21 protein-coding genes and 2 pseudogenes are annotated in these 25,442 nt (G+C 43.0%); 7 read left to right on the top strand and 16 right to left on the bottom strand.

What is annotated here, in order from left to right; all coding sequences use genetic code 11:
* Positions 1 to 1,493, top strand: a 1,493-nt coding sequence (gene gcvP / locus DP117_RS27400) for an aminomethyl-transferring glycine dehydrogenase (RefSeq protein WP_169221362.1), incomplete at its 5' end; no start/stop codon positions are given.
* 428 nt (positions 1,494 to 1,921) lie between these two features.
* Here gcvP and DP117_RS27395 read toward each other — a convergent pair.
* A complete protein-coding gene (locus DP117_RS27395; RefSeq protein ID WP_169221361.1) occupies positions 1,922 to 2,890 on the bottom strand; it encodes a trypsin-like serine protease in 969 nt (322 codons plus the stop codon).
* A gap of 194 nt (positions 2,891 to 3,084) precedes the next feature.
* Positions 3,085 to 5,628, bottom strand: a complete 2,544-nt coding sequence (locus tag DP117_RS27390; protein ID WP_211176381.1) for a CHAT domain-containing tetratricopeptide repeat protein — start codon at positions 5,626 to 5,628, stop codon at positions 3,085 to 3,087.
* A gap of 126 nt (positions 5,629 to 5,754) precedes the next feature.
* Between DP117_RS27390 and DP117_RS36585 the strand changes: the two are divergent.
* Positions 5,755 to 5,913 (top strand): annotated as a pseudogene (locus DP117_RS36585) (transposase); the annotation flags it as partial.
* 223 nt (positions 5,914 to 6,136) lie between these two features.
* Here DP117_RS36585 and psbC read toward each other — a convergent pair.
* Together psbC and psbD are read right to left on the bottom strand one after the other, a co-directional pair.
* Positions 6,137 to 7,522, bottom strand: coding sequence for a photosystem II reaction center protein CP43 (psbC, locus tag DP117_RS27385; RefSeq protein WP_169221359.1), 1,386 nt, complete (start codon positions 7,520 to 7,522; stop codon positions 6,137 to 6,139).
* Positions 7,506 to 8,564: a photosystem II D2 protein (photosystem q(a) protein) gene (gene psbD / locus DP117_RS27380; protein WP_169221358.1), complete on the bottom strand. Its 1,059-nt coding sequence runs from the start codon at positions 8,562 to 8,564 to the stop codon at positions 7,506 to 7,508. Before psbD ends, psbC begins: the two co-directional genes overlap by 17 nt.
* A gap of 905 nt (positions 8,565 to 9,469) precedes the next feature.
* On the opposite strand from psbD, the gene DP117_RS27375 reads away from it, so the two are divergent.
* The 5 genes from DP117_RS27375 to DP117_RS27355 all read left to right on the top strand — a co-directional run bounded on the left by DP117_RS27375 (position 9,470) and on the right by DP117_RS27355 (position 15,109).
* On the top strand, positions 9,470 to 10,063 hold the full coding sequence (locus DP117_RS27375) for a photosystem I assembly protein Ycf4 (protein ID WP_169221357.1): 594 nt from the start codon (positions 9,470 to 9,472) through the stop codon (positions 10,061 to 10,063).
* A gap of 35 nt (positions 10,064 to 10,098) precedes the next feature.
* Positions 10,099 to 10,935, top strand: coding sequence for a peptidylprolyl isomerase (locus DP117_RS27370; RefSeq protein ID WP_169221356.1), 837 nt, complete (start codon positions 10,099 to 10,101; stop codon positions 10,933 to 10,935).
* 101 nt (positions 10,936 to 11,036) lie between these two features.
* Positions 11,037 to 12,278, top strand: a complete 1,242-nt coding sequence (locus DP117_RS27365; protein WP_169221365.1) for a beta-ketoacyl-ACP synthase — start codon at positions 11,037 to 11,039, stop codon at positions 12,276 to 12,278.
* A gap of 221 nt (positions 12,279 to 12,499) precedes the next feature.
* On the top strand, positions 12,500 to 13,606 hold the full coding sequence (locus DP117_RS27360) for a hypothetical protein (protein ID WP_211176379.1): 1,107 nt from the start codon (positions 12,500 to 12,502) through the stop codon (positions 13,604 to 13,606).
* Positions 13,607 to 13,690: 84 nt separating this feature from the next.
* Complete coding sequence (locus DP117_RS27355) at positions 13,691 to 15,109, top strand: folate/biopterin family MFS transporter (protein ID WP_169221355.1); 1,419 nt, start codon at positions 13,691 to 13,693, stop codon at positions 15,107 to 15,109.
* Between the two features lie 233 nt (positions 15,110 to 15,342).
* On the opposite strand, the gene DP117_RS27350 is transcribed toward DP117_RS27355, so the two are convergent.
* The 12 genes and pseudogenes from DP117_RS27350 to DP117_RS27300 form a co-directional block, all read right to left on the bottom strand.
* The gene (locus DP117_RS27350) at positions 15,343 to 15,927 is read right to left on the bottom strand and encodes a TetR/AcrR family transcriptional regulator (RefSeq protein ID WP_169221354.1); all 585 of its coding nucleotides are present in this window, start codon (positions 15,925 to 15,927) and stop codon (positions 15,343 to 15,345) included.
* 6 nt (positions 15,928 to 15,933) lie between these two features.
* Positions 15,934 to 16,233, bottom strand: coding sequence for a cytochrome P450 (locus DP117_RS27345; protein WP_211176378.1), 300 nt, complete (start codon positions 16,231 to 16,233; stop codon positions 15,934 to 15,936).
* A gap of 235 nt (positions 16,234 to 16,468) precedes the next feature.
* Positions 16,469 to 17,281 (bottom strand): cytochrome P450, encoded by an 813-nt coding sequence (locus DP117_RS27340; protein WP_169221353.1) that lies wholly within the window; start codon positions 17,279 to 17,281, stop codon positions 16,469 to 16,471.
* 141 nt (positions 17,282 to 17,422) lie between these two features.
* The gene (locus DP117_RS27335) at positions 17,423 to 17,860 is read right to left on the bottom strand and encodes a hypothetical protein (RefSeq protein WP_169221352.1); all 438 of its coding nucleotides are present in this window, start codon (positions 17,858 to 17,860) and stop codon (positions 17,423 to 17,425) included.
* 229 nt (positions 17,861 to 18,089) lie between these two features.
* Entirely contained in the window at positions 18,090 to 18,509 is a 420-nt protein-coding gene (locus DP117_RS27330; protein WP_169221351.1) for a DUF2358 domain-containing protein, read from the bottom strand.
* Between the two features lie 10 nt (positions 18,510 to 18,519).
* The gene (locus DP117_RS27325) at positions 18,520 to 19,671 is read right to left on the bottom strand and encodes a family 10 glycosylhydrolase (RefSeq protein ID WP_169221350.1); all 1,152 of its coding nucleotides are present in this window, start codon (positions 19,669 to 19,671) and stop codon (positions 18,520 to 18,522) included.
* 42 nt (positions 19,672 to 19,713) lie between these two features.
* Positions 19,714 to 20,385: a ribonuclease III gene (rnc, locus tag DP117_RS36580; protein ID WP_339381017.1), complete on the bottom strand. Its 672-nt coding sequence runs from the start codon at positions 20,383 to 20,385 to the stop codon at positions 19,714 to 19,716.
* A 114-nt stretch (positions 20,386 to 20,499) separates the two neighbouring features.
* Positions 20,500 to 20,862, bottom strand: a pseudogene (locus DP117_RS37070) (Swt1 family HEPN domain-containing protein); the annotation flags it as partial.
* A 348-nt stretch (positions 20,863 to 21,210) separates the two neighbouring features.
* A complete protein-coding gene (locus DP117_RS27315; protein WP_169221348.1) occupies positions 21,211 to 21,612 on the bottom strand; it encodes a hypothetical protein in 402 nt (133 codons plus the stop codon).
* A gap of 140 nt (positions 21,613 to 21,752) precedes the next feature.
* Positions 21,753 to 22,022: a YciI family protein gene (locus DP117_RS27310; RefSeq protein WP_169221347.1), complete on the bottom strand. Its 270-nt coding sequence runs from the start codon at positions 22,020 to 22,022 to the stop codon at positions 21,753 to 21,755.
* A gap of 97 nt (positions 22,023 to 22,119) precedes the next feature.
* Positions 22,120 to 24,555, bottom strand: coding sequence for a phenylalanine--tRNA ligase subunit beta (gene pheT / locus DP117_RS27305; protein WP_169221346.1), 2,436 nt, complete (start codon positions 24,553 to 24,555; stop codon positions 22,120 to 22,122).
* A 252-nt stretch (positions 24,556 to 24,807) separates the two neighbouring features.
* A complete protein-coding gene (locus tag DP117_RS27300; RefSeq protein ID WP_339381016.1) occupies positions 24,808 to 25,305 on the bottom strand; it encodes a hypothetical protein in 498 nt (165 codons plus the stop codon).
* Positions 25,306 to 25,442 lie beyond the last annotated feature (137 nt).

The raw sequence follows: 25,442 nt of genomic DNA, 5'->3' as shown, positions 1-25,442 counted from the left end.
GTACCACCAGCTATCTTACTCACCCCGTCTTCAACCGCTATCACTCAGAAACTGAGTTGTTGCGCTACCTACACAAGTTAGAAGCTAAGGATTTATCCTTAACAACATCGATGATTCCTTTGGGATCATGTACGATGAAGCTGAATGCAACATCTGAGATGATACCTGTGACATGGGCTGAGTTTGGTAAGATACATCCTTTTGCACCATTGTCACAAGCACAGGGTTATCAAATTCTGTTCCAGCAGCTAGAGGAATGGTTAGCCGAAATCACAGGATTTGCAGGAATTTCGCTGCAACCAAATGCTGGATCTCAAGGTGAATATACGGGGTTGCTTGTCATCAAGGAGTATCACGAAAGTCGAGGAGAAGGACACCGCAATGTTTGCTTGATTCCCCAATCGGCGCATGGAACAAACCCTGCAAGTGCTGTCATGTGTGGAATGAAGGTAGTTGCTGTTGCTTGTGACGCTGAAGGTAATGTTGACTTAGATGACCTGAAAGCGAAAGCTCAAAAGCATAGTAAAGAACTTGCTGCATTAATGGTGACATATCCCTCAACTCACGGTGTGTTTGAGGAGCAAATTCAAGAAATCTGTGCTGTTGTTCATACTCACGGCGGACAAGTTTACATGGATGGGGCGAATATGAACGCCCAAGTGGGGCTTTGTCGTCCTGGGGATATCGGCGCGGATGTCTGTCACTTGAACTTGCATAAAACCTTCTGTATTCCGCACGGTGGCGGTGGTCCTGGTATGGGACCGATTGGCGTTGCTTCTCATCTAGTACCTTTTCTTCCCGGACACGCCGTTGTTGAAATGGGTGGTGAACAGAAGATGGGTGCAGTTTCCGCTGCGCCTTGGGGTAGCGCTAGTATTCTTGTGATTTCTTGGATGTATATTGCCATGATGGGCGCAGATGGTTTGACCCAAGCAACTAAAGTCGCTATTCTTAACGCAAACTACATCGCCAAGAGACTTGAGTCTTACTATCCTGTTTTATATAAAGGGAAAAATGCTTTGGTTGCTCATGAGTGTATTTTGGATTTGCGTAGCTTGCGAGGCGCTTCGCCATCGCTCAAAAAATCTGCAAATATCGAAATCGATGATATTGCCAAGCGCCTGATGGATTATGGCTTCCATGCACCAACAGTTTCCTGGCCTGTGGCGGGTACAATCATGGTGGAACCTACAGAAAGCGAATCTAAAGAAGAGTTAGACCGTTTCTGTGATGCAATGATTGCTATTCGCCAAGAAATTGCAGAAATTGAATCAGGAAAGATGGATGCTCAAGATAATGTCTTGAAGAATGCACCCCACACTGCAGAAAGCCTGATAGTCGGAGAATGGAATCATCCTTATTCTCGACAACAAGCTGCTTACCCAGCACCTTGGACTCGCGAACACAAATTCTGGCCTAGTGTCGGTCGTATTGACGCCGCTTTTGGGGATAGGAATTTTGTTTGTTCTTGTCTACCGATGGACGCTTATTAATTGATATCCTCCCCACCTTAGTCTCACGTTGGTTGGCTTGAGGGTGGGGATTCTTATCAATATCATAATATTTCAGGGCGATCGCCAATAATAACAACTCAGTTAAACCCAGTTATAAAACTGATAACTGTTTCGGGATTAGGAAGTTTTATATATTGGAGCGATCGCTAATAATAACGACTCAGTTAAACTCAGTTATGAAACTGATAACCGTTGAAATGACTTACGGTTATTCTTCAAGCGTTGCACTACTACTTTGCTTTACGATAAAAGGCTAGAAAACGGAGTTTCCTACACTTTTTTCCTCTAATAAATCGAGTCATAAGTGGGTGGACAAAATTAAACTCATGGTGGGCATTGCATATCAAAAGATTGTAACCTTTGCAGAGCAACTACTTTAGGCAATGCCCACCCTACTTATTTTCTACTTATTTTCCTGCCAATCTATCTAAGAAATCAATTTTCACACCCAGGTTGATTATCGTTCTTCCATCACGAGTTTTGATTTCCGCATTATTAAGGCCGATGATGCAAGGTTGATTACCTATGACGCCAAGAATTGCTCCCCCGGAAGAACCACCAGTGGTATCACAGTCGTGTAACAACACATTGCTTTCTTCACCCACAATGCTGCAACCTTGTTGCACACTTGCTGTCCATCCTTTACCTGCGGTAAAAAATTGATAGTTTTGTTTGTTTGTGTTAGGGAAATCACCAGAATAACCAACGAAAATATATTTATTGCGGTTTTTAGTAAGAGTAGATGAAGGGAAAGATTTCCAACCTAGATATCCATATTTTAAGCCGATAGGTTTGTTGAGTTTCAAAACTGCCCAGTCGTTGGTTTGATTTTCTAACTTAGTTCCAGTGAAATCAGTGCCATAAATGACATTTTGAACTTGGGCAATATCCGATTCATCTGTAACTTTGCCATTGATAACATTTGGGAGAAATAAGATTTTTTGACTCAATTGGCGTGTTTCAGGGTCAATGACGCAGTGTGCATTAGTTAAAACGACATCTTCACTAATTAATGTACCTGTGCAATGATAGTCCTTGCCTTCGGTGGTAAGCCCTTGTACTCTACCAATTGCTGACCAAGGATATTGTCGGCTTAACATAGGAACTCGGTCATCCCAACCAATAACTCCTCGTTTAAATTTTTGATCATCAGCTTTATCTGGTTGATTCGTCTGTTGCAAATTACCAGGTTGAAAGGCTTTGCCGTTTCCTTTGATACTGAAGTTCTTCACATCTTGCAATTTGGTATATTTAGGTGGAGTTGGTTTTGCGGTGGTTTGGGCGTTTGCATTCCACCAAGTATTTAACGTAATTGCGCTGAAAGTGACTGCGATAAATAATGCAATTGATTGTTTGCTCTGGAGTTTGTTTTTCATGGGTATTTTGTGTTGGTTTGATAGTTTTTGTATATCGTCTGTTTCAAGCGAAGAAACCTCACCCGCCTACGGCACCCTCTCCTTATTAAGGAGAGGGTTTAGAGAGACTTGCCTTTCTCCATGTCGTTTTTAACCAAAAGGTTTAGAGAGCTTTTCTCCCTCTCCTTTATAAGGAGAGGGCTGGGGTGAGGTATCTAACGCCACTCTCCTTGTACGGTGAAACCTGCCCAGTAATAGGGGCTACGCCATTTTGGGTTTTCCCATAACTTTCTTTGGGCTGCACGTAACGCGGATGGTGGGGTTTTCTTTTGCTGCAACATTTCTTTGTAAAATTCCTGCATCAGTACTGATGTGCCTTCGTCGTCAATCTGCCACAGGGACAGCATAACCCGCGCTGCACCTGCATACATTAAGCCGCGTGTCAACCCCACTAAACCTTCACCGTTGACATTTTTACCAAGTCCGGTTTCGCAGGCACTCAAGACGATTAACTCTGCTGGGTAGTCTTGGTTAAACAAATCTCCCAAGCGTAAGTGTCCTCTGATTGGCTTGCCTTTTTTATCAACCAATGACAGTACAATCCCGGATAACTCTGGTTGTTCTTGATTGACAAACCCGTGAGTGGCAAAATGCAGAAGACGGAATTGATTGAGGGTGCTGCTGGTTGCCCAGTCGTAATTGGCATCAAAGTTCAATGCTTGCAGGCTAGTTGCTGGTGGTATCAGTTTTAAAATTCCTTTTGCCTCTATTTCTGTGTTGCCTAACCTGTTCCAACCATTGCGTTTCAGGCTTTTGGCGGAACGGTTAAGGGCAGAGCGTTCAATTTCGAGTTCGGAACCGAGTTGAGTATTTTCCGGTTTACCTGTCACTCGTGTATCGGTAGCACTGTATACTGGGTCGGCGAGAATGGCTATGGCTTTGGGTGCGCTTTGACGGTTGGCGAGTTTTTGGCGTTGGATGGCGATGGTGGAGGCTGAGGGTAAATTGACAATTTCATGGTTTATCATCAGTGGTTGGTATACACCCCTCCCTAACCCTCCCCTTGCTAAGGGGAGGGTGCGCGGTAGCGCGGGTGGGGTTTTTTCCACGGAGTTGAGCGCTGTATTTGAGGTGATGTCAGCTAATGCCCCAAAGGGAATGGTTTGCAGCGCACCATCGGCAACAATCACCAAACGCTTTCGGTGTAATTTATCAGCAACAGGTGCGATCAGGAGTTGACTGAGTTGTTTTGCGCTCTTAATGGCTAAGTCAGTAGCTGTTGCTTGCGGCAAATCTGTATGGAATCCTTGTGCAACTTTTTCTATCTCTTTTTGTGCGGGGAGGGTGTAAACTTGCATAGAGGTGGGAGTGACTGCCCACAAATAACTGCGTTCTTTACCCAAAGAATATTGCAATAGCAGAGTGTCTTTATCAAGTTGTTGTTGGATTTGCGGTAATTTGAGAATGTCCTTTTCGGGGTTTGGGTTTGTCAGTTTTGCATATTCTGGGCTAGTGGTACGGATTTTGGCTTGCACTTCCCGGTATTGGCTGAAGAGATTTTCGATTTCTGTGGTGTGTCTTTGAATAGATGCTTTGGTGATGAGGTCGTTTTTCTTTGGTGAATTTTCTAAATTTTGCCGCAGTGTCTCTCTGGCATCAATTTGCTGTAGTAAGTTGCGTTCCTGTTGTATGAGTTCTGAGTTTGCGCCTTTGAGAATTTTAGCATTTGCTGAGGTTAATAGTTCTATCAGACTTCTAGCGCGGGAGCGTTCGCTGATGTGTAGGGCTAATGCATCGTATCCTTGGGATGGGTCTTTTTTGTGCTGTTCCATCAGCAGGTCGATGTAGAATTTATAGTAACCCGTTACTGTGGCAAAGTAAGAAGTGCGGAGTTCTTGCCTGTCGATTTTGGTGCGTAATTCTTCAATAATTTTGATTGCGGCTTCTACATTGGTGCGTGCTGCTTGCAAGTTACCGCGATCGCGTTCTAGGAGAGCGATGTTACCAAGGGTAGTAGCTTCTCCTGCTTTGTCGCCCACTTGTTTACTCAAAGCCAAAGAAGAGTTGAAGTATTTGAGGGCACTGTGCTTGTCTCCTAAATCGTCGTAGACTAAGCCAATATTGTTGACGGTAGCAGCTTCCCCGGCTTTGTCGCCCACTTCTTTTCTCAAAGCCAAAGAAGAATTGTAGTATTTGAGGGCACTGTGCTTGTCTCCTAACTTGAAGTAGACACTGCCAATATTGCTGAGGGTATTAGCTTCTCCTGCTTTGTCGCCTACTTGTTTACTCAAAGCCAAAGAAGAGTTGTAGTATTTGAGGGCATTTTGTTTATCTCCTAAATCGGAGTAGACTAAGCCAATATTGTTGAGGGTAGCAGCTTCCCTGGCTTTGTCGCCCACTTGTTTACTCAAAGCCAAAGAAGAGTTGTAGTATTTGAAGGCACTTTGTTTATCTCCTAAATCGGAGTAGACTAAGCCAATATTGTTGAGGGTAGCAGCTTCCCCGGCTTTGTCGCCCACTTGTTTACTCAAAGGCAGAGAAGAGTTGAAGTATTTGAGGGCACTTTGTTTATCTCCTAAATTGGAGTAGACACCGCCAATATTGTTGAGGATTATAGCTTCAAGAGCTTTGTCGCCCACTTGTTTACTCAAAGGCAGAGATTGGTTGAAGTATTTGAGGGCATTTTGTTTATCTCCTAAATCGTCGTAGACTTTGCCAATATTGTTAAGGGTAGTAGCTTCAAGAGCTTTGTCGCCCACTTGTTTACTCAAAGGCAGAGATTGGTTGAAGTATTTGAGGGCACTTTAGCAATTCCTGAGTCAGAAGTCAGGATTCAGGAGTAAAAAGAGCTATCTGCTTTTTAGACCTTAGTACTGTACTTCATTGTGGAAGATATGCTTCAAGGTATTGTGTATCATAAGCTATTGCCTTTTGATACAGTATTAATGGATAGTTGGTATGCCACTAATAACTTGATGCAATATATTGAGGCTCTAGGCAAGTATTACTACTGTCCTTTAAAGAGAAACCGTCTAGTAACGGATTACTCTCAAACTATTTAATTCAACAACTCAAACGTCCTGCTATTGCCATGTCTTTGGTATAGCTCCTGCTGGCGATACGCACAAGCTAAAGCCTCCGGCTTATCGCCTGTGACAGTTGCGTAAGTCCTGATCATGAAATCGCCATCACAAGACATAAGAAAAAGCTCCCGCATTAACACAGGAGCCTTCAAGTTAAGTGATTGTCAGTGATAAAACAAACCTGTTAGTCAAGTTCCTTCATGAACATGACTGGCTCAGTTTCACGGTCAATTCCCTTCTCAAAACCACCAGCTGCTGCACGAGCACGACCAGCATGCCACCAGTGACCAATGAGGAAGAAGAATGCCAATACGAAGTGAGAGGTTGCTAACCAAGCACGGGGGTTAACGTAGTTGAAGGAGTTAGGCTCGGTGATCACGCCACCCACAGAGTTGATTGAACCGTTGGGAGCATGGGTCATGTACTCAGCCGCACGACGAATTTGCCAAGGCTGAACGTCGTTCTTGATCTTGTCTAAGTCAAGACCGTTGGGACCGCGTAGAGGCTCAAGCCAAGGACCACGGAAATCCCAGAAGCGCATGGTTTCACCACCAAAGATGATTTCACCACTGGGGGAGCGCATGAGGTATTTACCCAAACCAGTAGGGCCTTGGGCAGAAGCAACGTTAGCTCCAAGCTTCTGGTCACGCACCAAGAAGATGAAAGACTGGGCTTGGGAAGCTTCAGCGTTTGTTGGTCCGTAAAATTCGCTGGGATAAACAGTGTTGTTAAACCAGACGAAGCAGGAAGCAACGAAAGCCATCAGGGATACAGCAGCCAAGCTGTAGGACAGGTAAGCTTCACCTGACCAGATGAGAGCGCGACGTGCCCAGCCAAAAGGCTTGGTGAGGATGTGGAAAATACCACCAGAAATACAAATCAGACCAACCCAAATGTGACCGCCGATAACATCTTCCATGTTATCGACGCCAACGAGCCAGCCTTCTCCGCCGAATGGAGAATTCACCAAATAACCGAAGATAACCGCTGGGTTAAGTGTTGGGTTGGTAATGACACGAACATCACCACCACCTGGTGCCCAAGTATCGTAGACACCGCCGAAGAACATTGCCTTCAGCACTAACAGTAGGGCACCGCATCCCAAGATGATCAGGTGGAACCCAATGATAGTGGTCATCTTGTTCTTGTCTTTCCAGTCGTAACCAAAGAAAGAGGAGTATTCTTCTAAGGTTTCTGGACCACGGATAGCGTGATAGATACCGCCAAAACCGAGTACAGCTGATGAGATCAGGTGCAGTACACCAACAACAAAATAGGGGAAGGTGTCAACAATTTCACCACCAGGACCTACACCCCATCCTAAGGTAGCGAGGTGAGGTATTAGGATGCAGCCCTGCTCGTATACGGGCTTTTCGGGAATGAAGTGAGCGACTTCAAACAAGGTCATCGCTCCAGCCCAAAATACAATCAAGCCAGCATGGGCAACGTGAGCGCCCAGTAGTTTACCGGATAGGTTAATAAGACGGGCGTTACCAGCCCACCAAGCAAAGCCGGTGGAGTCTTGGTCACGACCAGTTACCATTGTTGATCTATTAGAGAGCGTTACCACGTGGTAGTACCTCTTCAGGGAATACAAATTTTTCGTGAGGTTGATCAGCAGGAGCCATCCAAGCGCGGATACCCTCGTTGAGCAAAATGTTCTTGGTATAGAATGTTTCAAACTCTGGGTCTTCTGCTGCCCGCAATTCTTGCGACACGAAGTCGTAAGCCCGCAGGTTGAGTGCTAAACCGACTATTCCAACTGCACTCATCCACAACCCTGTGACTGGCACAAACAACATGAAGAAGTGTAACCAGCGTTTGTTCGAGAAGGCAATTCCAAATATCTGTGACCAGAATCTGTTTGCCGTTACCATTGAGTAGGTTTCTTCTGCTTGTGTCGGGTTGAAGGCACGGAAGGTGTTCGCTGCATCACCGTCTTCAAACAAGGTGTTTTCTACTGTTGCACCGTGGATCGCACACAACAGCGCTCCACCTAGCACTCCTGCTACTCCCATCATATGGAATGGGTTGAGCGTCCAGTTGTGGAATCCTTGCAAGAACAGCAAGAAGCGGAAGATTGCTGCCACTCCAAAGCTGGGTGCAAAGAACCAGCTTGATTGTCCCAATGGGTACATCAAGAAGACTGAAACGAAGACTGCGATTGGAGCAGAGAAGGCGATCGCATTGTAAGGACGAATCCCTACTAGCCGAGCGATTTCAAATTGACGCAGCATGAAACCGATTAGCCCAAATGCTCCGTGCAGTGCTACAAATGGCCACAAGCCTCCCAATTGGAACCAACGGGTTAAATCCCCTTGTGCTTCTGGTCCCCACAACAGCAACAACGAGTGTCCCATTGCATCTGCTGGGGTCGATACTGCTACTGTTAGGAAGTTACATCCTTCCAGGTAAGATGATGCTATCCCGTGGGTGTACCAAGAGGTGACGAATGTTGTACCGGTTAGCCAACCGCCTAGTGCGAGGAAAGCACAGGGGAACAGTAGTATCCCTGACCAACCTACAAACACAAATCGGTCTCGCTTTAACCAGTCGTCAAGAACGTCAAACCACCCTCTTCTGGCGGGGGCGCGTCCAACTGCGATGGTCATCGGACTAAAATCCTCTTTTTTACTAAAATTGCAAGTTTTTGAGGAATTAACTTTTGTGTGACACTTAACAGTTGCTAGAAAACAACTGGCATCATGACTTTCTGCTGCCTAGTCAGACAGCATTTCTCATATGCATGCCACAAACACTTCCACTAGTTGGTGATCCAGCTTGGGGAAGCTTAATGATTTTTAACTTATCATATCAGGTTTGGTTTGTGCCTGATTTACAAGAAGAAATCAGGTATAAAACACGAACCTACTATTTACTATGAATATCAGAATTTTTACAATCTGACACAACTTTTCTCAGAAAACTTAAAAAATTTAAAGAAAAGCACAAGGTAGAAGGAAGAGTTGGAAGGGATTCGCTAAACTTGCAATACATCTGCTCGAATGGCAGACTTTGTAATGGGAATATCTTACACACCAAGGTAGTTCTAATGACGGGTAGTTAACAAACCGCAGTAAAACGGAAGTGAATCGGAGTCATCCGACTACCGCTTCATTAAAACCGGAAAAATCTGCCAGCCTCATTACTAATTGGTTGGTGAGCGCGCCAACGATCTGGGCGGGGTCTTACACGTAAAAATTTTGGCAGCCTTTGTTTTGTTGATCGGTGGGACAAGACGAGTACTCGTAGTAATAAGGTGAATCCAGCGCCGTGCGGGGGTTCCCCCCGTTGAGGCGACTGGTGAACCCGAAGGGCTGCCAAAATTTTAGGGGACAATGCGGGGCGCGGAAAAATCGCCCAAACGTAGATTTTTTCAAAAAAATGAGTATTTATACATGGGCGATTTTTCCGGAGGCTGGCAGATTTTTCAATCGTTGTGACCCAACCCCAGACGACTTGAACAAGTAAACGTTACCAATGTCAAAAAATCCCTATATTTTGGTATCTAATAAGCATGACATCAACAACCATTAACACAGGTGAGTCACCTAACGGCGATCAATCTACTTCAAGCGTCTTGTATCAAAAGGTTCTCGGTTCTCGTCGGTTCAGTAACTACTGGTGGGCAACGATTGTTTCTTTGGGAGCCACCGGCTTCTTGCTCGCTGGTATTTCCAGCTATCTCAAAATCAATTTACTCATCGTTTCTGACCCCACTCAACTTATCTTCGTCCCGCAAGGTTTGGTTATGGGGTTGTACGGTTCAGCTGGCTTACTCCTAGCCCTATACTTGTGGCTAACGGTTCTATGGGATGTAGGAGGCGGATACAACGAGTTTAACCGAGAAAATAGCACTGTGACAATTTTCCGCTGGGGATATCCTGGTAAAAACCGGCGTATTAAAATTGAATGTAGTACAGAAGATGTACAATCTGTGCGAGTTGAGGTGAAAGAAGGTCTTAACCCTCGTCGCGAACTTTACCTACGTGTTAAAGGTCGCCGAGACATTCCCCTAACACGAGTAGGTCAACCTTTGTCATTACAAGAATTGGAAGTTCAAGGTGCCCAGTTAGCTCGCTTTTTAGATGTGCCCTTAGAAGGACTTTGAGGCTAAGATACTGTGGTTGTATCTGTAACTTGACAATGTGGTTAAAAATTCCTCAATTTTTTGTAGCTCTCATCATTGTCGGTGCGTTGATGTTGGGAGGCTGTTCCACACAGCAAGTTGTTTCTAATTCTTCTCCAACATCTGCAGTTACCGAAGCAAGCAACAATTCAACCGGCGAGACAAGCGCTAATACGACTAATACGGCTAACACAGCAACTACAGAAGTCGCTTCTGTATCTGAAAGTACAAACGAGAGTATTCCTGGAATGAAAGATTTACCAAGACTTGAAGGAAAAGCAACGGTGATTATGACCGTTAAAGGTTCACCCATTACCATCGAAGTAGACGGTAGTAATGCCCCAATCACTGCTGGTAACTTTGTTGATTTAGTCCAAAGGGGTGTATACGATGGCTTAGTTTTCCATAGAGTTGTACGCCAACCTCAACCGTTTGTTGTTCAAGGAGGCGATCCCCAAAGTAAAGATCCGAAAGTTCCAGCAAGTCGGTTGGGAACAGGAAGCTTTAGTGACCCAAAAACTGGAAAAATTCGATACGTACCCCTAGAGATTAAGGCAAAAGGCTCCCAGGAACCAATTTATAGCAAAACACTCAAAACAGCTGGTGTAGATAAGCCGCCTGTATTACAGCACAAGTTGGGTGCAGTCGCTATGGCGCGATCGCAAATGCCAGACTCTGCTTCCTCACAGTTTTACTTCGCTTTAGCAGATTTAGGTTTCTTAGATGGTGACTATGCTGTTTTTGGTTACGTAACCAATGGTATGGATGTTGTCAACAAGATTCAGCAAGGCGATCGCATTGACTCTGCTAAAGTCACACAAGGTGCAGAAAATCTGAAAAACACCGGACAGTAGTAAGTAGCAATAAGGGAGATGAGGGAGATGAGGGTGATAACTTCACCATCTTCCCCATCGTCCTTATGTTTCCTAAATCACATATTTTTTACACCACGAAATTGGTAGCAGTTGTTGTCACTGGTATTGGTTTAGTTTCCGCTTTAGGCAAAAACCTAGAGGAAAGTTGGCAAAAATTAATAGCAGGTGAATCTGGAATTACATACCATCAACCATTTCCAGAACTTGAACCACTTCCCTTAGGAATGATTGAAGAACAACCAGCACAGATGAAAGTACTGACTCAGTTGGTTGTTAGATACGCTTTGAAAGATGCAGGATTATGTCCACCTTTGCCAGATTGCGGAGTTGTGATTGGTTCGAGTCGCAGCTATCAAGGATTATGGGAGCAGATGGCGCAACAGATGTATTGGGAAGTGGGAGATATATCAATTCAAAATGGACTGCGTCCCGCACAGCGATCAAAATGGACTGCGTCCCGCACAGCGATCAAAATTCAAAATTTTGAATATCTCACTCCCTACCTCCGTCACTCCATAGAGGATTGGTTAGAGACTCTCCCTCATATGAATACGATTGCAGCAGCACGGCAAATTGGTGCTTGTGGAGTTGTTTTGGCACCAATGGCGGCTTGTGCAACTGGAATTTGGGCGATCGCACAAGCGGCAAATCTTATCCAAACTGGGCAATGTCAGCGAGTGATTGCTGGTGCAGTAGAAGCACCGATTACGCCCTTGACTATCACTGGGTTTGGGCAAATGGGAGCTTTAGCGAAAACAGGAGCTTATCCTTTTGATGTTCGTCGGGAAGGCTTGGTTTTGGGAGAAGGAGGCGCAGTCTTTGTTTTGGAATCAGCCCAGCTAGCACAGCAGCGTCGCTCAAAAGTGTATGGACAAATTCTTGGTTTTGGCTTGACAGCGGACGCCTATCATGCAAATGTGCCAGAACCAGAAGCCAAAAGTGCGATCGCCGCAGTCAAACAATGTCTAGAACGCAGTCACTTGAGTGCCAATGATATTGATTACATTCATGCTCATGGTACCGCTACGCAACTCAATGACTGTATTGAGAGCCTTGTGATACAGCGATTATTTTCCCAAAACGTAGCAGTCAGTTCTACAAAAGGGGCGACAGGTCATACATTAGGAGCATCAGGAGCTTTGGGTCTTGCTTTTTCTTTAATGGCATTGAAGCATCAGATTTTACCACCTTGTGTTGGTTTGAATCATCCTGAATTTGATTTAGATTTGGTGAAAAAGTCACGTCAAAGTAAAATCCAGCGCGTATTGTGTTTTAGCTTTGGCTTTGGAGGGCAAAATGCGGTGATAGCTTTGGGTCATTAGCTTTTAGATTCACTTAATAGTTACACAAAAATTTTGCAAATAATCTGTCAATTGTTTTTCTACATCTATTGATGGTTATGATTAATTGAGATTTTCTATAGTATCTATCTTAAGATAGATTTTTTATATTTTGCTCTGATGAGAGTATAAGGAAAGAATATGCAATTTCTCATCAGTTTTCAGTTAACTAGACAAGACTATTCATTAAGACTATTAATCAAGTGACTCGCCATAAAATTTTCAACCACGACATTATGGTCTGCACCGATGAGCGCTTAGTAGGCAATCATCTTTATTCTGGTAGGGTGCTAGGTTTGACTGAACCAGAGGATATTATTCAGTTACGTCCAGATTTGAAGTCGCAATGGAATATTATTAGCGAACACTATGAACGGATAGGTTTAAGCCATAGCAAAAATGTCATTTGGGATGTTTCTCTGAGAGTTTTGAAAGACTATCCTAACTATGATGTTTCCGTTTTCTTTTTTGGCAATGCTACAAGCAAAGTTGATTGTGATGAAGATTGGTTTCGTTTAGTAGATTCCGACTGGTTGAAGGTGGTTAAATTTATAAACTCCAAGAATAACTTTGTACAACTAGCACAAGAACTTGGAGTCAGCGTTCCTCTAACGTTTTGTTTTGAAAATAAGACTGATATCAAAGACTTCTCTAAATTTCCTTACCCGTGCTATTTTAAAGCTGCGATTTCCGTTAATGGTGTTGGGATTAGTCGATGTGAAAATCAACAACAGCTTTCTGAAATTCTGAAAACATTTCCCGATGAAATACCTTTGCAAATTCAAGAGGAAGTTGGAGCTTCCTCTTTTTTAAATATGCAATACTGTGTTGAAGCTTCAAAACTTCAACGTCTTGCCGTCACTTCTCAAATTCTCAATGGTTACGCTCATATCGGCAATTGCTATCCCAGTATCCATCAACCTTGGGAAACAGTTGAACCAATAGCTGAGTGGATAGTGCAACGTGGTATGAAAGAAATCTTTGCTTTTGATGTTGCAGTCGTCAAAGATGGAACACATAAGACGCGTTATCTGGCGATCGAGTGTAATCCACGCTTTAACGGTGCATCATACCCCACAGGTATTGCCAAAAAGCTCAATATCTCCTGTTGGAGTTGCGAAAGCTTCAAGACGCAGTATTGCTCACTCGAAAACCTTGATTTCCGTGATATTGAATTCAACTCTCAAAGCAATACGGGTATTGTGATAGTCAACTGGGGCACTATTCTGGTTGGAAAAATCGGTATCTTGCTTGCTGGAACTGCTCAAGAGCAGAATGAACTTAGAGCCATATTGAAACAGCGATTATGAGCGAGTGATACAATCCCTACACTTCCATTAAGAAAAAATAGATATGATATGTGAATGTAGATAAATCTTAAAAATTGTTTATCAATGCTGATTTCCTCCTCTGGCTTGTCCAAGGTCAAAAATTCAGTCAGGGAAAAAGTTTTTTTCGGTAATGAACCCACTGCCGAGTTATTCGCAATTCTTACTGTTTACTTTGTTCAAGGCATTCTGGGGTTAGCGCGCCTTGCCGTCAGCTTTTTCTTGAAAGATGAGTTGGGACTCACTCCAGCTCAAGCTTCAGCTTTATTCGGCATAGTTTTTCTACCCTGGACACTCAAGACACTGTATGGTTTAATTTCCGATGGCTTGCCTATATGTGGTTACCGACGGCGTCCATACCTAATTTTGTCTGGGATGCTGGGAACAATTGCTTGGGCGAGTCTGGCAACAATAGTTCACACGCCCATAGCCGCTACGATAGCGCTTGCATTAACTTCTCTGTCTGTGGCTGGCAGTGATGTTATTGTTGACTCAATAGTTGTTGCAAAGGTAAGAACTGAGTCACAAGCACGAGCTGGTTCTCTCCAATCTCTATGCTGGGTTAGTTCAGCCTTAGGAGGATTGATCACAGCTTACCTCAGCGGTGTACTCTTAGAGCTTTTCACCACCCGGACTATCTTTTGGATTACTGCTTCATTCCCGCTTCTGGTATCTGGTACCGCTTGGTTGATTGCTGAGGTACCTGTCAGCAAAGACGCAAGCGTTAATGATGATTCAAATTTTGTGTCAATTAGGCATCAACTGCAACAACTACGCGCAGCCGTTACTCAAAAAGCCATTTGGTTGCCAACAGCATTTATCTTCCTTTTGCATGCTACACCAACAGCTGAATCAGCTTTTTTCTTCTTCACAACCAACGAACTGCACTTTGAACCAGAATTTCTTGGACGTGTACACTTGGTGACAAGCATTGCTGCCCTTGTTGGTGTTTGGATTTTTCAACGTTTTCTTAAAACCGTTCCATTTCGTGTCATTTTTGCTTGGACTACCGTCCTTTCAGCAGTATTAGGAATGACCATGCTAATATTGGTCACTCATACTAACCGCGCTTTAGGCATAGACGACCACTGGTTTAGTCTTGGTGATAGCCTGATTTTGACTGTGATGGGACGAATAGCTTTTCTGCCAGTTTTAGTATTAGGGGCGAAGCTTTGTCCGCCTGGAGTGGAAGCGACTTTATTTGCCCTGTTAATGTCAGTTTACAACTTGGGAGGAATCGTTTCTTACCAATTCGGGGCGGTGCTGATGTATTGGCTGGGAATTACCGAAACTAACTTTAATGCTTTGTGGCTGTTGGTTATTATTGCTAACCTCAGCAGACTCCTACCATTGCTATTCATTAACTGGCTGCCTGCTGCTGATTCCCAAAGCGAGACAGAACAAGCATCTTTACCTGAATTCATGTCTGAGTTGATGGTGCAACAACCTGGATCTGAACCAATTAAAACATTAAACATTGAATAGTCACAGCGTTACTGCACCGAAAATATTACAACAGAATATTACAACAATGTAGAGTATCGGTACATAAGTCACTCATTAGGGTAAAAACCAGGTTAGTTTGAGTTGAACTCACTTAAACTCGGCATATCAAGCAAAAACCAGGTTTTTAAGATGATTGTACCGATTTAGTATTATGCTAGTATTCAGATATTTTGTTGTCAACCGTATTTATCTGTGATTTTTGATTCCAAAATTTACTTGCAACACCATTGTTTGAGAAACCAATCAACAACCATACACAGCTTTTCCTCTTCAGGTTCATAATACTTTTCTGTGGTGGCAAGTGGAAAAAAGTAACCAATAGAGTATAAAAATACCTCCACATCCTGCTCTAAATCATCGCTCTGAAAAAAATTTGCCTCAATACCCTCCTGTAAAATTTTCAACACATTGTTCCTAACCCAATGACCTTGTTCTTCCTGCAACTGTGGATTCAGTCGAATCACGGTGCGAGCAACTTCAGCAGCATGAGATCCACCCAAGCGGCTTTCTTGGACAGAACGGAAGCGGTTAATCAGATAAGCCTTGAGTTTTTCACTGGGTGAGATTTGCGACTTTAAAATCACCTCGGTATCTGCTAAATGTTTCTGGGCATACGCTTGAGCAGTTGCAATTAAGATCTCGTTTTTGTTTTTAAAATATAAGTACAGCGTCCCCACGGCTATTCCTGCATCTTTCGCGATTTCCTGCATCGTCGTTTTTTGAATTCCGTATTTGTAAAGACGCTGTTTCGCTGCATTCAAAATTGCTTCTCTTTTTGCTGCATCTAGTCTTTGCATAATAGATTAATGTCTTTTGCGCACTTTAACTTTAATGCCATATTTCGGGCGCAAGGTGAAAGTAGCGTCTGGTTCGACGGATTGGTTGGGGGCTAATTCAATGTGAAAACGTTGGGCGATAGCCGCTAAAATAATATTGGCTTCCATCAAGGCAAAGCTCTTGCCAATACAGATTCTTTGACCAGCACCAAACGGGAAATAAGCAAATTTCGGTCGTTGATTCACCTTTTCTGGTAAGAAGTGATCTGGATCAAACTGGTCTGGCTTTTCCCAAAACTCTGGATGACAAAACAATTCAAAATTCAAAATTCAAAGTTCAAAAATAAGAAATTATTTTAAAACTTTAGTTGTGGGACACAAGCCCACTGATAGAAAAGAATTGTACTGAGATGCGCAGCACGTTAGCGTTTGCGCAGCGCCCCTAAAAGGGGCTAGCGGCACGAAGTGCGGTACAAGGCGTCCTTGTTCCAAGCCCTCGGATTTATGAGCCAGTGCTCGGCTAGAGTTCCCCGACAGTCCCGCACCTGGCGTCCGTGGGTCTTTAATTTTGAATTTTGAATTGATAATTTTGAATTCTCGCGAAGCGAGTGACTTCATCCTGTGCAGCTAGCAGCATGGATAGCAGATCATGGGTGTTCGTTGGATGTTGACGGCGAGAATTGATAATATCCAGAACTGCTGTATCTAGAATTTGCTTTGCTTGACGGAAGCGAAGATTACGGGGTGTTGGTATCCATAGAGGTTCTGTCCACACGTTATTCATTTTATAGCCAACATACCCAAAGGCTGCTCGAAAAGCTTTACCCAGAACGCTAGACTCGACACTAATATCCACACTGAACAAAGCTAACCCCACAATTTTTAAGGTGAGGCGATTCATTTGGGCCGCAATGTCAATGACTTCGCCCTCTGGTTTTTTCTCCCATTCCTCAAGAAAAGATTCGGTACAACTCACCATCAAACAACTGAGATTTTCTAGCTGCTTTTGATGAAATGCGGGTTGCATTAAGCGGCGATTTTTTAACCAAAAATCTCCTTCGCTTGTCAAAATACTTTGACCCACCACCATTAAACCCATTGACTTTTTAAACAAATCTGGCTTTCCGTAGCGTTCTTGGTGGGTCGATAGCATGTGTTCTGCATGATTGACATGGGCAGCAAGGTAAAAATCATAACCTGGCATAATCGGTAGGCGCACCAAATCTCCATGTTGACGCCACACATGAGTGAGGTAGTCGAGAATATTTCGCTGGATTTCTGGGAGGCTGAAGAATAAATATCCTCGTGGCCCTGGTGGTAACTGACGACTGGGCTTTCTTGCTGCTTGGGCTGAGGGTGCTTGAGTTTCAAACATACGAGTATATGTCTAAAATGAATAATGAATTTTATATTCATTATTCATTTTAGCTTCGTCTGATTGATTGTGTCAGACACCTCAAACTGATGAACTTATCAACGTCGCTAGTTTCTCCGTTGATAACTATCGAGTTTGCGATTAGCTTTTAGTATAGTTATCGATGATCTTAGCTAAGCCTGGTACCGCCTCTTCTACGTGTTTTTTCGCTGAGTTGCGCAGTTTGTTATATACACCTCGCACAGTCTGATTTTTGCTTTTCTCAATTCTTGCGTCGGTAACGCTGAGTATTGCGTCGGCTGAGCGATCGCGGTTCTCGGTCAAATGTGTCACCGGATCACCCGTCTGTACACCCTCATTCCAAATTGGATCGAGTGCAGCGAAGGATTCCGGGAGCAGTGTCGCGATCGCCTCAGCACAATAACTAGGCGCAAGCCCCTTTATAGCAGTGTAGCCTGCTTTCATCGCAAGACCGGAAACCCCTTGCATTGAAGCAACTTGCGTGTCTAGCAACTTCGTGCAGTCAGCTACGACCATATTCTTTTTATTCGCGTCTAACAAACCTTCGCTAAGTCCCATTGTTGATTCTCCTTAAAGTCGTACCATCTCATCTTTATTCAACTCATTGTTCTATTTAGCAGGAAATTACGGAAAATGGTACGAGAGTCGGACAATGTTCATGAATTTTTTAAAATTGCTTTGAGAAAAATAAAGTGAATTAAAAGAAAATTGCAACTCTTCCTGAAAAAAGTTAAAGACTTTAGTAAGAGTGGTTATCAATGATTTTGAATTTTGAATAATTTCTGTCTCATCCCTGACGAAAGAACTGCTGCAAAATCTCTCCCGGTTGGCGGTCCCAAGTGTCGATGTGCTCGTAAATGAAACCCTCTTCATTGAGTTTGTAAGTTGAGTAGCCGTTGAAAAAGACTTTAGCTTTCCAAGGAACGCGCAAAGTACCGCGAACTGTCCACTCAGCTAAAATTATGTCTTTATCTGACTGAGATACATTATGTAAGTCAAAGTAGATTTTTGTAAAAAAGAGCTGTGCGTGAAATCGCAAAGTCCAAAAAATAATCCGATAGTTCAATTTGCCCTTAAATTTGTTAACTGGGTCTTGAAAGTAGATATCCCGCGTGTAAATTTCGTATGAAATATCCTTTTCAAAAAGAGTTGGTAAATCTCTTTTAAGAGTTTCAATATCTTTTTCTATCTGTAATTTATATTTCACGCATTACCTCCTAAACAAGATTTATTAAAAACCTCAGTAACTGCTGCCCAACAGAAAATACTTTCTTGATCATTGTACTTTGATTTAAATCAGATAAAGAAGGAAACGTAGCAGACTGTGCATAAGGACCTTTGCGCAATACCTCAGCTAAAATGTTATTTTCTTCTCGTAACCCTTCGTAAAAAAAGAAAACTTCTCCTGAAATGCCACAAGTACGGTTATACTCAATAGCCTGCAACAATTCTTTTGAACTTATTCGATAAGAAGCAATTTTCATCAAAATTCCTGGTGCTAACTTCGATAGTGTAGCATCAGTGAATTGCTCGTTTACCAATTTATCAATAATACTTTTATAAGTGAAGAAATCACGACGATAGACTTGAGGATGGATAACATCTACAAGTCCTCGTTTGAGCCAAGTGGGTGAGTCTTGTAGATATTCTTTGTATGCCCAGTCATGGATATTAGGAGTTATTGATATGAGCAGATTGGAATTTATCGTTTTGACTGCTTGATAAAGGCGCGCAAGAAATTCTGTGAGAATATCAGCACGCCACTGCAACCATCTTTTCTCCTGAAAGTTTTTCGGCGGATTTTCACCAAACTGCTGATGATAGAGTTCCACAGTTCCTGAATCATACCCACCTTCGCTTGGCAATGCAGGCAAGCGATCATCACCTTGAATACCGTCTACATCGTAATTTTTTACAACTTCCAATACTAGATTTAACAAAAAATTTTGAACTTCTAGATTAAGGGCATTCAACCACTCGAAGCCGTTTTTTTTGAGCAAATTGCCCTGACGATCACGGGCAGCCCATTCAGGCTTTTTTGCTAGTAATGCTCCACCGTTTAAATTGTAAGAACTGGCGAATCCATATTCAAACCAAGGAATGACTTTTAACCCAACTCGCCGCGCCTCAGTCACAACTTCTGCCAAGGGATCGCGTCCGACAAATTGCGGGTTTATTTCCATATCAAAAGTTTGCCGCATCAATTGACTAGGATACATTGTAGCGCCCTTATTCCAGACAACAGGGAAAACCACATTAAATCCAGTCTCGGCAAGAAAGTCCATCGCTTCGGCAATGTTTTGTTGAGAATGGAAAACTTTGCTATCTGTTAGAGTTAGCCAGACACCGCGTATTTCTACTGTTGCCATAGACTTTTTAATGATTTGTTATAGTAAAAATTTGTATGACTGTTATTTATTTATCCTAGTTAATGCATCTTCCGCCGCAGCCCTCTTAGCATCTTTCTTACTGCGTCCTTTGCCTTCTCCGTACTCTTTGTCTCCCACAAAGACTTTAGCGACAAACTCTGGAGCGTGAGAAGAACCACCTACTTGAACTGTGATATACTTAGGCGGTGTTTGAGTGATGTTGCGTTGCACCCATTCTTGAAACCGATTTTGCGGATCTACATTTGAGCGAATCTCCACAATCCTCTCAGGAACAGAATTAAATAGCGGTTCTACAACAGCACGCACTGCTTCAATATCATAATTGTTGTCTATGTAGTAAGCAGCAATGACTGCTTCAAAGGCGCTACTTAGTAAATTGGGATTTTGGTAACCTCCTTCTAAAGTTGCACCTCTACCTAAGCGCATTCTGGAGTCCAAGCCAACCTCAGTTGCAAACTTTGCCAGTTGCTTTTCATCTACTAGTGCAGAACGCCGACGAGTTAGTTCATCTTCTTCTTTTTCTGGGTAACGACGATAAAGGTATTCGCCACTTAAAAAAGTCAACAAAGCATCACCTAGAAACTCCAGGCGTTCGTTGTGTTCTCCTTCTTGTGGGTTTTCATGGACATAGGAACGGTGTGTAAGCGCACGGCGCAATAGAGTTGTATTCTGAAAACTTTGTTGTTTAATAATTTCAGCTAATTCTTCTGTGTTTTGGACTTTTTCGGCAAGTTTCGAGGAAAGTATTCCTAAGATTTTTTGTTTGTACTGTTCTACAAGATTTGCTTCAGGTGCAGAGATCGCTTTGAGAAGTCGAGTCATTGTGTCGAAAGCGCGATAAGTGTCCTCAGTTGAAAAGCGAGATTGATGCACCCAAATGTTAGTCGTTTCAATGAGTTCACTCACTAAAGCGCGCTCAGCGTAAGTTAATTTTTTGCTGAAGACTTGCCTCCACTGCTCGATTATGCTTTCTAATAAAGCAAAAACATCGTCACGTAAAGCGTCTTCTGAGTTCGGTTTGATGGTTGAATCATCAGACATATATGATTGGGCAATTGTTAGCCAGCGCTCACCATAGACTTTTTGCATCTCTTTTTTTACATATGGGTATAAGCCTTGATTTAAAAGAGTTAAACCTCTGCCAACTTGTTCGTGGTTACTCACAGCCATATGTGTATTGAAAGTAACTTTTTTGGATTGCTCAAGATGCTAATGGTTTCGTCCAGTTATTTACACAGGACGGAAGATTTATAGTACCTGGGAAAGGTTGACAGGGTCAAGAGAAAATACGAGAATATAATATCTAATTTGCTAAACAATGTTCAAATATAAAAATAAACATTGAAAAAACATTAATAAGGACTATACTTCTGGGAAATTGGGCGGTAGTCGAATGGTATGACTCCTTTAGCTGCCATAAGACTACCTATTGATACCAGAAAAAAAGTAATCCCTAGCTGTGCTAGGGAAAGCTGTGATTGATAATTCGTAACTAGGTTACCACTGAGAAATTACGAATTATTTTTTCCTGATGGTATTGATAATTAAACCTGTTGCTGCGCCTTCGGCTGCACTACCAAGGGTGTCTTTACCACTGTTAGTAATACCATCGGTTGCTGCTCCAGCAGCTGCACCGACTCCAGCATCTTGAATGATGTTACGCTTTGCTCTTTCTCTGCGGGTACCTCTAAGACCATTAGCACCATTGACAGCAGCACCAGCACCAGCACCCTTAATGGCACCGTTGATCACGTTACGTCCTCTAATGACGCCTGATACAGCACCAACACCAGCTCCAATAGCCGCATCTTCCAGAACCTTGTCATCAGCAGACGCCGGTTGAGCTGGAACTAAACTAACACCAGCTAAACTTGCAGCCAATAGGCCAGGCATGAGTGTACGTTTCAAAATTTTGTTCATAAGCTCACCTTTTCAACTCATCAAACGACTGGATAAAAGTCGAAGTTGTTCCAGTTTTTTTTCTTTCAGCTTTTCTCCAGTCTAAACAATAGAAAGTTTCTTCTGCATGAAAATGCTTTCATAATTACCGTACCTTTTTTTCAAAATGCTTGAATCCACTCTTTGACAGAATATTCAGTCCAGATACCATTTTGCCAATAAGGATCAGCTTCAACTAACTGGCGTACGATCGCCTCGTTTTCGGCTTCATAAATGCCAAACACTTGAGTGACATCTACCGTAGGACCAATAGTTATTAACACACCAGATTCTTTCTGTTTTGCGAGTCCATCTAGATGCGCTTGACGGTAAGGGGCGCGCTTTTCCAGAACATCTTCGCAGTAACTTCCCCACATGACATATTTAGGCATAATTCCATACCAATTCAAAATTTTCAAAAATCAAAATTCAACAAAGAAGGAAGAAGAGGAAAGAATTTCTTTATTTTTCACTCTTCTTTGTGATGGCTTAACTCCTCAAAGTCACACCGAATTTCTCTACTAAAGCTTCACGGACTTTATTGTGTACTGGTTCAACTTCGGTATCAGTAAGAGTGCGATCGCCACTCCGATAAATCAAACGAAATGCCAAACTCCGCTGTCCTTGAGGAACATTCTCTCCCCGATATTCATCAAACAATTCCACAGACTCCAGCAATTCTTTGCCTGCTTTGGTTATAGCTTTTTCAATTTCGGCAACACTCACTTTAACAGGTGCAAAGAAAGCAATATCTCGGTCTGCTGCTGGATAAGTGGAGTAAGAATGAAATTGCGGTACTAAGATTTCATCTTCATCCAGACAATCCAAAAGCACATCTAAATCCAACTGGAACACGTAGACTGAATCTGGTAAACCTTTTTCTTGTCGCAGTTGGGGATGCAGTTGCCCCAAAACACCCAGTCTGTTACCTTGTACCCATAGAGAAGCTGTACGTCCTGGGTGCAAGCGGGAATCTCTGCAATCTGGTTGATATTCTACATGCAAGCAAAACTGTTTAAATACACTTTCTAAAACACCTTTGGCTTCAAACCAAGTCATTGGTTGCGAGCGATCGCTTCTTATCCACTTGCTGGAGGAGATATCACCTCCCATAATACCAGCAATCGCGTCTGTTTCTTGCAAACCTTCTTCTTCTTGCCAGAAAATTCGTCCAATTTCAAAACCGTTGAGCGAACCATTACCTTGTTCTAAATTGTATTGAAATGCATCAATCAATCCTGATATCAAGTCAGTTCGCAAAGCCGAATATTCAACAAATAATGGATTTGCTAGGACAATTTGTCTATCTTCCCCTGGTTTCACCAAGGAATAGTGCATTAATTCTGTCAATCCTTCTGCTCGCAATAAAGCTCGTAACTTGCGTACCAGTTCTTGCTCAAGAGGCAAATAACCTGCTTCTGCCTTATCTGGGAGAGTGTCACAAAAACGATCATAACCGTAGAGACGAGCAATTTCTTCAACTAAGTCTATTTCCCGTTCTAAGTCGCGGTAACGATAGGGAGGTACACAAACTGTCCATTTCTTCTCATCTAGAGGAGTCACCTGACATCCGAGTGCAGTGAGGATGCGTTCAACATCTTCACCTTGAATTTCTCCTGTTTCCTCTTCCAAATCGATTGGTCCGAGAACCTGGTTCACTCGATCTAAGCGTAATTCAATCGTACGCGACCAAGTAGAACGCTCAGGACGAGAGTCATTAATTTCTTGATGTATTATAACTCCTCCAGACAGTTCACTGATCAGCGATAATGCACGACGAGTTGCGACTTCCAACTCAGCGCGGTTGACTCCTCGTTCGTATCTTCCAGAAGACTCGCTTCTTAAACCGACGCTACGGGAAGAACGGCGAATCGCAACTGAATCAAATAACGCTGCTTCTAAAACCAGGTTTTGAGTTCCATCATGCACTTCGGTTTCCTCGCCACCCATAACTCCTGCGATGACAACAGGTTTATCATTAGTAGTAATGAGCAAATTTTGCGTTGTTAGGGTGCGAGTTTGTCCATCTAGAGTTTTGAGAGTTTCCCCAGCATTGGCGAAGCGGACACCGATCGCGAGATTGTCACTTCCAGCAACAGATTGTAAACGATTAGCGTCAAAAGCGTGTAATGGTTGTCCCCATTCCAACATCACGTAGTTAGTGATATCTACGATATTATTGATAGGTCGCACTCCAGCAGAACGCAAGCGTTGTTGCAGCCACTCAGGTGATGATGTAATTTTTACTTTATCAATCACCGTGGCAATGTATGCTGGGCAAGCTTGTGTATCAGCGATTTTTAAAGTTAGATGAAACCCACCTTGAGAAATCGAAACTTCACCTGGTTGGGGAAGCGTTAGCTTTCCTCCAGTCAAAGCTGAGACTTCCCGTGCAATACCAACGATACTTAAGGCATCAGCCCGGTTAGCAGTTGCAGTGACATCTAAAATCACATCATCCAAACCTAACAATGGACGCACATCGCTACCGAGTGCCAAGTTCTCTTGAGGAAAAATATGAATTCCGTCTACATCACTAGGTAAACCTAGTTCCTTGAGGGAACAAATCATTCCCTGTGATGGAACTCCTCGTAGTTTCGCGGGTTTTATTTTTAAATCAATGTTTGGTAAGTAAGTACCTATAGTTGCTACTGGCACATAAATATCCGCCCGGACATTAGAAGCACCACAAACGATATTTAAAGTTTCATCCGTACCGATATCGACTTGGCAAACACTTAACTTGTCAGCATTGGGGTGGGCTTGTCTTTCCAGCACTTTCCCCACAACAACGCCCTCCGCCCAAGTACGGCGATCTTCAATATCTTCTACCTCAAACCCAGCTAGTGTCAGTGTTTCTGCTAGTTCTTCTGGGCTAAGTTTCAATTCAACTAGTTCTTGCAACCATTTCAGTGAGATACGCATGGTTTTGTGTTGCCTTGTCTGAAATCTAAGCTAAATCACAATGCACAGACTATTCTAGAACTATTCCAAGAAGTTCCTCATGATTGGGGTTAGAAACTGTAAATGTCGTGCCCAAGTTCAATCCTCAAGTTTGTACAAAGCGCTTTAACAATTTGAACTCACAAACTAGTAATCCGCCAAGTTCCTTGGCGGAATAAGTAGTCATGAAGGAATTTCTTTGTCAATTCGCTATGAACTTATGCAAATCTGTACTTAGAAATTGTAACCAATACCGAGCACTAGCCCGACATCAGTTTCCTCAAGGAAACCAACGTTTAGACCAGCAGTGGCGGTAAATTCAGTTGATAAGGGCACGTCTACACCGCCAGTCACAAGAAAGCCGACGGTACTATCTTCACTTGTGGAAATTGCTGCTCCTACGCCAACGTAAGGAATAAAATTGATTTGTTGTTCTTCAAACTCTGTGACTGGTTGAATTGGAAAGTCAAATGTTACGGGCAGAAGAAACACAGCATTATCGCTAAGTATAGCAGCAGGACGAAAAGAAAAGTTTTTTGTTAAACCAATTTTGCTAAAGATAGTAAAGGCACTTTCAGCTAAAGCAGTATCACCGCCACTGAATCCAATATTTGCACCGATCCCAATATAGCTACGGGTTGATCTAACGGGTAACAGTTCTGATGCTGGCTGTCGTATTGGTGGCTGATTTTGTATTGGTGGCTGATTTTGTATTGGTGGCTGATTTTGTATTGGTGACGTTGGCGTTGGTGATGGTGTTAAAGTTGGCGTTGGTGATGGTGTTAAAGTTGGCGTTGGTGATGGTGTTAAAGTTGGCGTTGGTGATGGTGTTAAAGTCGGCGTTGGTGATGGTGTTAAAGTCGGCGTTG

This window comes from Brasilonema sp. UFV-L1 (genome assembly GCF_012912105.1).
GTDB lineage: Bacteria > Cyanobacteriota > Cyanobacteriia > Cyanobacteriales > Nostocaceae > Brasilonema.
The sequence above is the reverse complement of the archived record's forward strand: the minus strand, read 5'-3'. Positions and strand labels throughout refer to the sequence as shown.

Excerpts from the sequence above, each read along its gene's own strand:
- pheT (WP_169221346.1), bottom strand. The coding sequence starts at position 24,555 with ATGCGTATCTCACTGAAATGGTTGCAAGAACTAGTTGAATTGAAACTT.
- DP117_RS27375 (WP_169221357.1), top strand. The coding sequence starts at position 9,470 with ATGACATCAACAACCATTAACACAGGTGAGTCACCTAACGGCGATCAA.
- DP117_RS27310 (WP_169221347.1), bottom strand. The coding sequence starts at position 22,022 with ATGCCTAAATATGTCATGTGGGGAAGTTACTGCGAAGATGTTCTGGAA.
- DP117_RS27350 (WP_169221354.1), bottom strand. The coding sequence starts at position 15,927 with ATGCAAAGACTAGATGCAGCAAAAAGAGAAGCAATTTTGAATGCAGCG.
- DP117_RS27370 (WP_169221356.1), top strand. The coding sequence starts at position 10,099 with ATGTGGTTAAAAATTCCTCAATTTTTTGTAGCTCTCATCATTGTCGGT.
- DP117_RS27325 (WP_169221350.1), bottom strand. The coding sequence starts at position 19,671 with ATGGCAACAGTAGAAATACGCGGTGTCTGGCTAACTCTAACAGATAGC.
- DP117_RS27335 (WP_169221352.1), bottom strand. The coding sequence starts at position 17,860 with ATGGGACTTAGCGAAGGTTTGTTAGACGCGAATAAAAAGAATATGGTC.
- DP117_RS27395 (WP_169221361.1), bottom strand. The coding sequence starts at position 2,890 with ATGAAAAACAAACTCCAGAGCAAACAATCAATTGCATTATTTATCGCA.
- DP117_RS27315 (WP_169221348.1), bottom strand. The coding sequence starts at position 21,612 with ATGAACAAAATTTTGAAACGTACACTCATGCCTGGCCTATTGGCTGCA.
- DP117_RS27355 (WP_169221355.1), top strand. The coding sequence starts at position 13,691 with ATGCTGATTTCCTCCTCTGGCTTGTCCAAGGTCAAAAATTCAGTCAGG.
- psbD (WP_169221358.1), bottom strand. The coding sequence starts at position 8,564 with ATGACCATCGCAGTTGGACGCGCCCCCGCCAGAAGAGGGTGGTTTGAC.
- DP117_RS27340 (WP_169221353.1), bottom strand. The coding sequence starts at position 17,281 with ATGTTTGAAACTCAAGCACCCTCAGCCCAAGCAGCAAGAAAGCCCAGT.